This window comes from Scopulibacillus darangshiensis (genome assembly GCF_004341035.1).
Taxonomy (GTDB): Bacteria; Bacillota; Bacilli; order Bacillales; family Sporolactobacillaceae; genus Scopulibacillus; species Scopulibacillus darangshiensis.
This window is the reverse complement of record NZ_SLXK01000003.1, coordinates 53,574-66,226: the sequence shown is the minus strand read 5'-3', so window position 1 is coordinate 66,226 and position 12,653 is coordinate 53,574. Positions and strand designations below refer to the sequence as shown.

The 12,653-nt window shown below is 44.3% G+C and carries 7 protein-coding genes; all 7 read right to left on the bottom strand.

All coding sequences use genetic code 11. The features are described 5' to 3' along the window. Nucleotides 1–61: 61 nt before the first annotated feature. The 7 genes from EV207_RS03590 to EV207_RS03560 all read right to left on the bottom strand — a co-directional run bounded on the left by EV207_RS03590 (nt 62) and on the right by EV207_RS03560 (nt 12,424). The gene (locus EV207_RS03590) at nt 62–4,399 is read right to left on the bottom strand and encodes a S8 family serine peptidase (protein ID WP_481405016.1); all 4,338 of its coding nucleotides are present in this window, start codon (nt 4,397–4,399) and stop codon (nt 62–64) included. A gap of 456 nt (nt 4,400–4,855) precedes the next feature. Beyond that, a complete protein-coding gene (spo0A, locus tag EV207_RS03585) occupies nt 4,856–5,644 on the bottom strand; it encodes a sporulation transcription factor Spo0A (RefSeq protein ID WP_132743735.1) in 789 nt (262 codons plus the stop codon). Nucleotides 5,645–5,849: 205 nt separating this feature from the next. Then, complete coding sequence (gene spoIVB / locus EV207_RS03580) at nt 5,850–7,142, bottom strand: SpoIVB peptidase (protein WP_132743733.1); 1,293 nt, start codon at nt 7,140–7,142, stop codon at nt 5,850–5,852. Nucleotides 7,143–7,306: 164 nt separating this feature from the next. Further along, on the bottom strand, nt 7,307–9,010 hold the full coding sequence (gene recN, locus EV207_RS03575; RefSeq protein WP_132743731.1) for a DNA repair protein RecN: 1,704 nt from the start codon (nt 9,008–9,010) through the stop codon (nt 7,307–7,309). Nucleotides 9,011–9,084: 74 nt separating this feature from the next. Then, complete coding sequence (locus EV207_RS03570; protein ID WP_132743730.1) at nt 9,085–9,903, bottom strand: TlyA family RNA methyltransferase; 819 nt, start codon at nt 9,901–9,903, stop codon at nt 9,085–9,087. A gap of 1 nt (nt 9,904) precedes the next feature. Then, entirely contained in the window at nt 9,905–11,797 is a 1,893-nt protein-coding gene (dxs, locus tag EV207_RS03565) for a 1-deoxy-D-xylulose-5-phosphate synthase (protein ID WP_132743728.1), read from the bottom strand. 15 nt (nt 11,798–11,812) lie between these two features. Further along, nucleotides 11,813–12,424 carry a hypothetical protein gene (locus EV207_RS03560; protein WP_132743726.1) on the bottom strand — a complete coding sequence of 204 codons (612 nt, stop codon included), beginning with the start codon at nt 12,422–12,424 and terminating at the stop codon, nt 11,813–11,815. Nucleotides 12,425–12,653: the final 229 nt, after the last annotated feature.

Sequence of the window (12,653 nt, the reverse complement as noted above, 5' to 3'; positions counted from 1 at the left end):
CCACTGACACGAAAAAGAGCGTTCCCGCCAAAGGGAACGCTCAACTTTTTTCATCAATCGGTTACTTCTTCTTCTTCACATTAATATGAAGCTTTCCTTTTGCAAGTTCTCTTGTCTCATTGCCATAATCATCTTTTAGGATAACCTCGATCTCTCCGCCGTCGGCTTTGAGGCCAGACGGTGCGGTCCAGTAGCCGACATAGTGGCCGTCTTCGGTTTCCATCATCGGCAACTCATTGACGTTAGCCGTATTCGCAATAGTATTGACAAGCGGCATGCGGATGGCGAAGGTTGCTTTTAGGCCAGGCTCGCTGTCCAGCTCGATTTTTACCGATTCACCCGATTTCAAATTAACATCTTCATCAGGCTTCAGGTTTTCCACAACTGGGGCATCGAACTTGGCGTGAACGGTGATCCGCTTCGTCCGTTTGTTGCCAGCCTTATCCCTTGCGACAACTTTAATCGTATTATCTCCGTCATCTAACAGCATGCGGTGTTCGTACGATCCATCATCATTCACTTTAGCCTTTTGCCCGTTGACCTTGACCCATGCAAGGTTAGTTTCATCAACCTTCCCCTCAACCTTAACGGCCATTTTATTCGTCTTATAATCATCCTTTGGGCTGTCGATCGAGAGCTTCGGTTTGATTTGATCAAGGACAATCGTCACCGGCTCGGATGGATCAGTTGTGCCATTATCTGTCGATACGGTTGCGGTCAGTTTGTTTTCGCCTTTTTGAAGGGTGATTTCCTTAGAAAATGTCCCTTCATCCGTGGCATTGGTTGTTGCTGCTTTCTCACCATTATTTAAAATGGTTACTTTCATACCCGGTGCTGCTTCACCTTCAACGGTTACCTTGTCATTCTTTGTAAACGTACCATCCTTCGGCGAGGTGATCACGGGTGCCGCAGCTTCATAACTGACCTGAGCCCTGATCATATAGTTTCCTTCTTCTTTCGGTGATTTAGACCATGCACCACCGACAAGCTGCCAGCTGCGTTCATGATTTTCACCATTTTCATCTGTTGCGAGGCCAGGTGCATTCGGATTAGCTTGGGTCTGAATGTAGACCATGTAGAAATCACCGTCAACAACGACCCCTTCTCCCGATAGATCAACATTCGTCCATTGATCATTCCTTAGCGCTGTTGCGTCGATTGGTCCAGCCAGCTTTTTGCCCGGAGCCCCGTCAGGACCGGATGCATCATAAATGGCAACTTGGAATTCCGTTCCGCCTGGAACAGGCCATTCGGTATTCCAGAATCGGAACAATCCGCCGGTAACAAGCGCATGATCTTTTCCTTCCGGAAGCGACATTTTAACCGCCCAGCCGTTGCCTGCATCATAAAAAGCGTGAGCATTTTCAGCTGTGCCATCATCATAGCCGATTTCACCAGGATAGCCAATGAACGGCTTCAAATTGACATCCTTTTCAACCGATTGGTCGCCTTCAACGGTAACTGACACATCTTGGCTATAAAATTTTCGTGCGCTGACATGCATCGTATAGTCGCCTTCATATGCTTCAATCGAAAAATGCCCGTTCTCATCAGTCGAGACAGGAGCAACAGCAGCATCCTCCATCAGCATGATGTCAGCGCCAGCAATAGGCTCGCCTGTTGCTTTGTTGGTGATTGTCCCTGTGATGGTACCTTTCGCAATCGGATCGAGCTTGAAGTCCGCTGTAACGAATCCATCACGAGGAATCTCTACGGAACGCTCAACTGGATGGAATCCGTACGCTTCAGCTTTTAATGTGTAATCCCCTGCAGCATGGGTCATCGTATAATGGCCATCAGCAGGGTCCGTCCTCACCGAACGATCAGTTTCGAGCACGGTGACCGAAGCAGCAAGCGGCAACGAGGATGGTTTTACTTTCGCATCCTTGTTCACATTCAGATGGTCAGGTGTAACAAGAACATCTGGTTTGGAAGGCTTCATTTTACTTGGATCGACCGGCTTTTTGTTTGCCTTTTTATCCTTTGCCTTCTCATTCTTCACTATTTTATTTTCCTTTTTGTCTTTGTCGCCGTGCTTAGGCTGTACGCCTAAATGGGCTTTGGCTGTTTCACCCATTGCCGTATCGCTAAGAGCAACATCGTCCAAATACCAACCGGCTTTTGGCACACTTCCGTCAGATTGGACATGGAAAGCCACAAAGACAGTTTGTCCAGCATAATCCGATAAATCAACTTCCGCTGATTGCCAGCCATCGCTTTCACCGGTGAATTCAGCCAGCTGCTCCCAGTTTTGCTGATCCGTTGATACAAACACATGACCGTAATCATAATTGTTTTCAATGTTGTACCATTGTTTGAACTGTAAGAACATGTTCCCGGCTTCAGGTACAGCAACGGGTGGCATCATGAGTGTCATATTACTGTTATTTTCATAGTCGCGATCAAGGTTTGTGGCATAGACTTTTTCACCAGACGCTGCTGCGGCCGGTCCAGATGTCGGCTTGCCCCATTCCCATGTATTATTGTCACCGTAGGATAGCCAGCCAATTGGATTTGCTTCAAAATCCTGCTGGTAGCCATTCGTCAAAGCTGGATGAATGGTGACATCATATTGATCGCTTGTTACATTATTTTGGCCATAATCTGTAATGGTCCACTTATACTCCATAGCCGGTTCGGCGACAACATCACCGGGTATGACGGCTTGGTAGACAGCATTGCGATAATCACCACTTGTTTTTTCAGCTTCAACCGTCTGCCATTCGCTTGCACCTTGCACACGATATTGCAGTTCTACTTTAGTAATGCTGACATTATCCTGCACACTGATGTCGAGCGGTATAGCGGCACCGGCATATGCCTCATTTGGACCATCATGCTGGTAGACCGGCGCCTCCAGATCTTCACCATCTTTTGTGACTTGACCTTGAACTGTTCCCAAACCGTCAGCAACAGCTTGAACAGCATTGTAGACGTCAATTCGTCCGTAACCGTAGCCATTGTTCGGCGATTCGGGAAACTCTTCATCTGTTAATGGGACTGCAGTATCCATTAAGATTTGTTCAATGTCGTCCACTGTTAAGGATGAATCTGCTTGAAGAAGCAGTGCTGCCGCCGCTGCAACATGGGGTCCGGCCATTGATGTTCCATTCCATCCGCCTTCATACTGACTTCCCGGTACTGATGAGCGAATGTTTACGCCTGGTGCTGACACATCGGGCTTGATTTCATCATAAGGAGACGGTCCCTGAAGTGAAAAGCCTGCAAGCTGATCATTAATATCTGTTGCACCAGTAGTAAAGCTTTCCGGATAGTTGCCCGGGTTTGCTACCGAACCGGGACCGCCGGGATTTGTTAACGTTGTGTTACCCGCCGAAAATTCCGGGAAAATACCTGCCGCTCTCCAGTTTTGCACCATCGGCCGGTACCATTCATCTAGCCCCGGTCCCCCGCCCCATGAGTTATTAACAACATCGGGAGCCATTTCCGGGTGCGGGTTACCCTCAGCATCTTTTGGTGCCAGGATCCATTCCCCCGCGGCAAGCAAATCGGCATCCGTCCCGCCAGCTGCTGTAAAGGCCTTAACCGCGATCCATTTAGCACCAGGAGCAACACCGATGTGATTGTCACCGTCAGATCCGACCATCGTACCCATGGTATGTGTGCCGTGGCCTTGATCATCATAAGGGGCTGACTGTCCCGCTGTGGCATCAAACCAGTTAAATTCATGGTCCACAGTGTTACTTGCTGCGTCGTAACCACGATATTTTTCCTTAAGTGCGGGATGGTTCCATTGCACACCGGTATCAATATTGGCAACGACCGTGCCGGATCCATCAATGCCCATATCCCACACTTCAGGTGCTCCCACTTTTTCAATATTCCATTCAATTGAGGATGTCTGAGAATTAGCCTTTGACTTTTTGGCTTTAACTTGTTTCTTCTTGATTGGATCAAGCTGTCTGGTTTCATTAGGAAGGACTTTTTCGATTTCCGGGAATGTGGCAAGTCTTTCTGCTGTTTGTTTTGTCGCTGTAACAGCCATTCCATTAACAATGTAATAAGAGTGGAAGGATTTAACCTCACCTTTCTTTTTTTGCTTGGTCAAATATGATTTGACATCATGCTGGGTTTCATTGGCCTTTGCTCGAAGTGAGGAAACAATTGCTGAACGTTTCATCAGCTCAAGTTTGTAAGCTGTGGCCTTAGACTTCTTTGCTTTGGATGCCGCGGCGCCCGCAACCTTCTTCGTATCGACTTGGTCTCTGAATTTCACAAGAAACGTAACAACATCATCTTTTTTGTAGCGTTCAAGAAGCCTCTTGCTTATTTTGTTCTTAGACTGAACCTTAGCAGCATCCAGCATGGAAACTGAATGGTTGTTCGTCCCTGATTCGGCCCCCGCTGTTTTATAAGCAAAAGTCGGCATCAGCAGCATGAGACATAACAATAGGCTTAGCAACCGGGTGACATCTTGTCTTTTAACCAACACTCACCATTCTCCCTTCAAATTGGTTTGGCATGTGTGACAGTGCTGACCGGAAGACTGTACCTGATGTTAGAACACAAAATTTCCTTAACCCTCCTTTAAATATGTCATTTTTGTTACATTCTTGTTGTCAGTATTTATAATAAACGAAATAATAATAATTTCCAGTTATTTTTCTAATTATTTCGAAAAATGGGAATAACGCATGACTCTTCCATTTAGCCTTTTTGTGGCTAAACTCATATTATTAAGAAAAAAATCGAAAAAGGGCGGACTTTGTACCCTGTTACTGTATGGTATTAACGTCCTATACAAAATTTGTAAACAAACCCCAAAAAAACACCTCCGAAAAATGATTAATAACCACTTTTCGGAGGTGTTCTATTAGTGGAGCTGCTTTCACTTTCAACCGGCCTTATGTTCAATCCTCAATTTATCAGCGACCATCGCAATGAACTCTGAGTTAGTAGGTTTCGCTTTGGTCATTGAAACCGTATAACCGAAGAGAGATGAAATTGATTCGATGTTGCCGCGGCTCCAGGCAACTTCAATGGCATGGCGAATCGCCCTTTCAACCCTGCTGGAGGTCGTCTTATATTTCTTGGCAATATCGGGATAAAGAACTTTTGTTATGCAGCCAAGCAATTCGATATCGTTATACACCATAGAAATGGCTTCCCTAAGGTACATATAGCCCTTAATATGTGCAGGGACACCGATTTCATGTATAATGCTCGTAATACTGGCATCTAGATTTTGCGGTTTCTTGTTCGTTATCACTGCATTATTTCGTTTGGAAGAAGGAACAACCGTTTTTTGTCTGCCGGCAACTTGACGAATATTATTTACTAAATTGTCCATATCAAACGGTTTAAGAATAAAGTATGAGGCCCCTAGATCAACTGCTTTTTTGGTCACATCCTCCTGACCGAACGCTGTCAGCATAATAACATTTGGCTGAGGCATGCTGTCATCCACTCTTAATTGTTCCAAAACACCAAGCCCATCTAAATGCGGCATAATAATATCTAAAACCAGGACATCCGGTTCGACTTCTTTAATAACTGTCAGACATTCCTCACCATTATGCGCTGTGCCAACGACTTCAATATCCTCTTGATGCTCAAGGTACTGCCCTATCAGTTTAATAAGTTCTTGGTTGTCATCTGTCAAACATACTCTAATTTTTTCCAAAACCCTTCCTCCTCTTGTTCAAAATTCCACATATACTGACTTCGACAACCATAAGTGTATCCCTCTATAATTTTCTTTAAGATTAATTATTTCTTTCTCTGTATTCCTTCCATTTCCTCGATTTTTCGAGCGAATACGATATGATTCACCATAGATTTTGTTTCTTTTTGTCGAATATATGTAGGAGAAAGGAGGAGCTTTACTCCTAGCTCACTGCCTTCCTTTCGTGGTCACCTTGATAAATATTTATTCCTGCTTCCTCAAGCATCCATTCAATATGAACACCGTAACCTGATGTCGGATCATTAACAAAGACATGGGTCACTGCTCCGATTATTTTTCCGTCCTGTATGATAGGCGACCCGCTCATACCCTGGACAATGCCTCCCGTAGACTTCAAAAGTTTCGGATCAGTCACCTTGATGACAAGGCCCTTTGTTGCGGGGAATTTCTGAGGTACCGAACTTAATACCTTTATGTCAAAGGCTTCAACCTTGCTTCCACCTACAACTGTCAGTATTTTTGCGGGGCCTTCCTTCACTTCATTCGATAAGGCAATAGGCAGCCCTTTATCCATTAAGCCGTTATCGATATCTGTATTTAGCCGTCCAAAAATGCCAAATGGCGTATTCTTGGTTATATCCCCAATTGCTTTTTCATCAGCTGGGAAAGACGCGATTTTTTCACCAGGGTGGCCATCTTGTCCACGATCAATTGATGACACTGTCGAACGAACAATTTCCCCGTCATTAACAACAATCGGTTGTTTTGTGTCAACATCTGATATCACGTGACCAAGCGCACCATATTTCCCCGATTTTGGTTCATAGAAGGTTAATGTCCCGATGCCTGCTGCAGTATCACGGATATATAGACCGATTCGATACTTATTGTCATTCTTATCCTTTATTGGTGCCAGTTCTTTTTGAATATGCTTCTTATGCCTTACAATGCTTAACTTTAACGGGTCACCGGAGTCACCGGAATCTCTGATCACTTCTTTAACATCTGACATGCTTTCAATTTTTTTATTATTAATTTTGGTTATAATATCACCGACTTGTATTCCAGCTTTCTCGCCGGGTGATTTTTCACCATTAGCAGCATCCACAAGATGGTACCCAACGACAAGAACACCTTTAGTGTTAAGCTTAACACCGATTGATTCCCCGCCCGGTATCAAACGAAGGTCTGGTAACACTCTAACATCCACCTTCTTAGCGGGCATGTTCCCCATTAATACCATCATATCAGTGTGACCTGTCTGTTGTCCTTTTAGATGTTTCCCATCGGCAGATGACGCCACTGTCTCATTTTGTAGTGAAAAATGTGACAACGCCGGTAAATGTGCGGAAAATGCTGATGTTTCATTTTCAAACAAAGTGATTTGATCCGGAATGCTTAAATAATCTCTAACCGGTTGAAAAAATCCTAATGCTACCAATAAAACAAGTAGAATTAAACCGGTCACCCGTCTAAAAAAATCCCGCTTCCTCATTCGTTCACTCTCCTCGTCCTAACCCACACCCCTTATATAAAACAAGTGATATTGTACATTTTTCGCAGAAACAAAAGAAATTGTGCTGCATTTATAAGGTTGCCTTTGGCGGGAATAATTATAACTGAAGACGAAGAAAATGCTACCCTAATTTGGATAGCAGTTCATAAAGAAGCTTTTATTTCCTTGGCTAAATGAAGTAATTCTTTAGCATGCTTCTTGGTAAGGTCTGTCATCTCCGCACCGGAGATCATCCGGCCAATTTCCTTGGCCTGTTCTTCATTATTAAGTGCCTGAACGTTTGTCTGAGTCCGTTTGTTCTTTATCCTTTTGGATATATAAAGATGTTGGTCAGCCATCGCGGCAACCTGCGGTAAATGTGTAATGCAAAAAACCTGCGAAGCATCTGACAGCTGATGAATCTTTTCCGCCATTGCTTGAGCAACCCGGCCGCTTACACCCGTGTCAACTTCATCAAAGATGATGGATGTCAGACCGATTAATGATTTAAAGTTAGATTTTATCGCAAGCATAATCCGTGACATCTCACCACCCGAAGCAATTTTTGCTAAAGGTTTTAAAGGTTCACCGGGGTTAGTTGATATCATAAATTGGGCCGTGTCTATGCCGTCCGGCTTAAAGGATTGGAAGGACTCTAACTTCTGCGACGACTGTATATGTACTTTATATACAGATTTCTCCATATATAAATCCTTTAGCTCAGCGTTAATTTCCCTTTGAAGATTCTCCGCAACGGCATAACGTTTGACCGATAATGCTTCGCCTTTTTCTTTTAATGTAAAGACCACGGCTTTTAAAGATTTTTCAAGATCATCTATCTTTTGATCGCGATCTGAAAGCTCTGCATATTCCATTTCAATCCCGCTTAAATAATCAAGGATTTCGGAAATGGTCTGACCGTACTTCCTTTTTAACTTGGAGATATCGTTCAGCCTTGACTCTATGTCATTCAACCTCTCAGGGTTGAACTCTAATTGCTCAAGCTGCTCCCTTAAGCCAAAGGCATTTTCCTCCAAAATGTAAAAACTGCCAGAGATCGCCTCAGACAATTTTTGCAGATCTTGATCAAGATCTTGCACGGATTCGAGCTGATTCACTGCCTGCCTGATATAATCGAGACCATTGCTTTCACCATTGAGCGCTTCATAGCTAATGTGCAAGGCCTGATATATTTTTTCATAATTGTTCAAACGGCGCCGTTCTTCAAGAAGTGATGCCTCTTCACCAGGTTCTAAATCAGCATCTTTAATTTCCTTTATTTGATATTTCAAAAGATCGATTCGTTGAGCGATTTGCTGTTCGTTTTGACTGAACCTTTTCATTTTGGTATAAATATCATTTGCTTGACCATACGCTGTTCGAAAATCCTTTTTAAGCTTTAGCAGAGCTTGTCCGCCAAATCGATCAAGCAGCGCCATATGTTTATCAGTGTGCATTAACTCTTGGTGTTCATGCTGTCCGTGAATATCAATAAGCCGCTGTCCGACTTCCCTGAGATTAGTTAGCGTCACAAGCTTGCCATTAATACGGCAGATACTTTTGCCGCTATCATAAATTTGTCGTCTTAGAATCAGCATGTCATCCTCATGCTCAATACCGAGGTCACACAGGATCTGGGCAACCAGATGATTGGATTGAATGTCGAACAATGCTTCAATTTCAGCCTTTTTTGCCCCATGACGCACATATTCGGCTGATCCCCTGCCACCGACAAGCAGGCCGATGGCATCAATGATAATTGATTTACCGGCCCCGGTCTCTCCTGTAAAAACAGTTAATCCCTGTTCAAATGGTATAGTCAGTTTTTCAATTATCGCAAAGTTTTCTACGCGTAGCTCCAATAACATTGAAACAAGAGGCTCCTTTCCCCCGGTTCTTCTTATGTTTAAAAAAGAAGAAACATAAATGCTTCTTCTTCAAATTACGCCTTTTTTAATTCGTGATGAGCAGCTTGGACGACTTGGTTGATTTTCCTTTGACTTGCCATCTTCCCTTGATGCCCATGCCCGCGCCACTTGAGATGGGCAAGAAATTCGATATTTCCGTCTCCGCCTGTGATCGGAGAATAATTTAGATCCATGACATCGTAACCAAGAGAAGCCGCAAAGGTCAGAATTTCTTCAACAACATGTTCATGAACCTTTGGATCCCTGACAATCCCTTTCCTGCCTACTTCATCTTTCCCCGCTTCAAACTGTGGTTTGATTAATGTCATGGCCTCTCCATTAACACATAAAATGGCAGCGAGTGCAGGGAGAATCTTGGTCAGTGAGATAAACGATACATCAATCGTGGCGATCTCTGGCAACCCCTGGCTAAAATCTTCGGGGACACAGTAACGGAAGTTTGTCCGCTCCATTACGGTTACTCTTTCATCATTGCGAAGCTTCCAAGCCAACTGATTATAGCCGACGTCAAGGGCATAGACACTGTTTGCTCCATTTTGCAGGGCACAGTCCGTGAAACCGCCTGTTGATGCACCGATATCAAGCATCACCTTGCCATCGACTGATAAATCGAAGACCTCCAATGCTTTCTCAAGCTTCAAACCACCGCGTCCGACATATGGCATAGAGTTGCCCTTTACTTCAATTGCCGCATCCGTATCCATTTTGGTGCCGGGCTTATCTATTCGCTGTTGATCGGAATAAATGATCCCTGCCATTACTGCACGCCTGGCCTTTTCTCTCGTTTCAAACAAACCTTGTTTTACAAGCAACACATCGATACGTTCCTTCATACTATGCCCTTTGCCGATGCTTGGGAAGCAGCAGCTTCGCATGATGTGCGATATTCCCTGCTGTTAATCCGATTTCTTTTAACAAATCCTTCACACTGCCGTGTTCTATGAATCGATCTGGAATCCCCATTCGGTCTACGATCATATCGTGAAACCCCTGTTCATGGAAAAATTCAAGCACCGCGCTTCCAAATCCGCCTTCAAGCGTACTTTCTTCAACAGTAAGAATCGGCATGTTCATGTTAGCAAGCTTCCGCAGCATCCCACTGTCTAGAGGTTTGATGAATCTGGCATTAATAACTGATGCTGAGACCCCATCCGTCTGCAGACGTTTGGCGGCATCCAATGCGGTTTGCAGCATTGGGCCAAAGGAAAGAATTGCGATGTCTTTTCCTTCTTTTAACACTTCCCAAGACCCAATCGGGATCTCTTGTAGTTCATCAGCCATTTCAACCCCAAGGCCATTACCGCGAGGATACCTTACGGCAATAGGACCCTTATCATATTTTAATGCCGTGTAAACCATGTGTTGCAGCTCATTCTCATCTTTGCCCATCATGATGGTCATATTTGGCAAACTCCGCATAAATGCAACGTCGAAGACACCTTGATGTGTTTCACCGTCAGCACCAACAAGGCCTGCCCGATCAACCGCAAAAACGACATTAAGATTTTGCCGGCAAATGTCATGAACGATCTGATCATATGCTCGCTGCATAAAGGTGGAATAGATGGATAAGACAGGCTTCATTCCCTGTGTCGCTAAGCCGGCTGACATAGTAGCCGCATGCTGCTCGGCAATGCCGACATCGAATAAGCGATCCGGAAATTCTTTTTGGAATGCCACAAGCTTTGAACCCACGACCATTGCCGGAGTAATGACAACGACCCGGTCATCATTTCTGGCTACAGCCCGCAATGCTTCACTCGCAACCTTGCTGTAAGCCGGAGGGGCATCTACCGGCTTAATGAAGTCCCCGGATTCAATTTTATATGGACCAGGTCCGTGCCATGTCCCAATATTATCCGATTCCGCAGGTTTGAAACCCTTGCCCTTTTGTGTCAAGACATGGACTAAGACGGGCCCTTTCGTTTTCTTAGCATAATTAAGGTTCTCAATTAAATCATTCATATTATGCCCATCAACTGGCCCCAAATAGGTAATACCAAGTTCTTCAAAAAAGATGCCTGAAACGAGCATATATTTAACAGTGTCTTTAACACGTTCTGCAGCAGATGCTATTCTGCCGCCAAAAGCGGGGATTTTTTTCATTAAATATTCCAGATCATCTTTGACCTTTTTGTATTTTCCAGCCGTGCGGAGCCGGCCCAACATATTATGAAGAGCCCCGACGTTCGGTGCAATTGACATTTCATTATCATTTAAAACAATAATCATATCTTTCTGTTCATGGCCAATATGGTTTAATGCCTCTAAAGCCATACCGCCAGTTAACGCGCCGTCACCGATTACCGCGACGACCTCCGCGTCCTTACCCTGGATATCTCTCGCCGCTGCCATGCCCATTGCCGCGGACAATGATGTTGAGCTATGCCCTGTTTCCCAAACATCATGTTCGCTTTCATTTCTTTTTGGGAAACCGCAAAGACCTTTATATTGACGAAGACTTCCAAATTGATTACCGCGCCCTGTTAATATTTTATGAACATAGGTTTGGTGACCGACATCCCAGATCAGTTTGTCTTTTGGGCTGTCGAACAGCTTGTGGAGAACCAAAGTTAATTCCACGACACCCAAGTTAGGTCCCAAGTGACCGCCGGTTTCTGAAAGCCGCTGGATTAGGAATTCCCGAATATCATTAGCCAAACCTTCCATTTCATCCATACTTAGCCTTTTCAAAAAATCGGGATTGTTAATTTTTGTTACATCCATGAGTGCTCACTCACCTTATTTGACATTTCGTTTGGCAACCTTTTTTTTCTTATTATTTTTGTTCAAAATATTTATATGCAGCTGCTGCTCGGCAAAATAAAATAATCTGCCGACATGGTATATAATCTCCGTTGCGTAATTGATGGCAAAGCTTTTGCCAAAAGCCTTGCCGCCTACAGTTAGTGCTGAGACGATACATGTAAAAACGATTGACACAACATATTGTGCAGTTGAATTGTCGCCGTTGCTGAATTGGACAACAAGTTCAAGAACGACGGCCGCTGAAGCCGTACCGCTGACAACACTGGAAATATCACCAATCACGTCATTACAAAAGTTTGACACACGATCTGCATTCCGGCAAATAAAGATCGCGTGTTTCGCTCCTTTTGCCTTCACTGAAGCTTTGGCATGGAGCGGTGTTTCGTCTGCAGCAGTTGCTGCAACCCCAATAATATCAAAAACGACCCCGATGAGTACAATCCCAAGCACAATCAGCATACCGATTGCCCACGTGACACCGCCTAATAAGCTGTTAGAAATGACTGAAAAAATAGCCGCTAACACAAGCGTGATAACGGCGATACTGATACTCCACTTTAGCGTTTTCTTTATATCAACTTTCATAATTATCCCTATTTATCCCCTATGTAATAATAGTGAATGGCATATTCGCACATAATATTAAAGAAGGTGGTCATTTGAAGAGTAAACGCTGCGGCTTAAGGTCCAGTAGGTTTTCCCGCAAAGCTGCCCGGACGTTGCCAGCCAGGTAGTTTCCTTTTAAAGCCTTGCCAACGCTGTCGCCAAACGTTGAACTGGATCACCACTTAGACCACACTATAATCCCCTTCAA

Coding starts and splice junctions, on each gene's coding strand:
- dxs (WP_132743728.1), bottom strand. CDS start 11,797: ATGGATGTAACAAAAATTAACAATCCCGATTTTTTGAAAAGGCTAAGT.
- spoIVB (WP_132743733.1), bottom strand. CDS start 7,142: ATGAGGAAGCGGGATTTTTTTAGACGGGTGACCGGTTTAATTCTACTT.
- recN (WP_132743731.1), bottom strand. CDS start 9,010: ATGTTATTGGAGCTACGCGTAGAAAACTTTGCGATAATTGAAAAACTG.
- EV207_RS03570 (WP_132743730.1), bottom strand. CDS start 9,903: ATGAAGGAACGTATCGATGTGTTGCTTGTAAAACAAGGTTTGTTTGAA.
- EV207_RS03560 (WP_132743726.1), bottom strand. CDS start 12,424: ATGAAAGTTGATATAAAGAAAACGCTAAAGTGGAGTATCAGTATCGCC.
- EV207_RS03590 (WP_481405016.1), bottom strand. CDS start 4,399: ATGCTGCTGATGCCGACTTTTGCTTATAAAACAGCGGGGGCCGAATCA.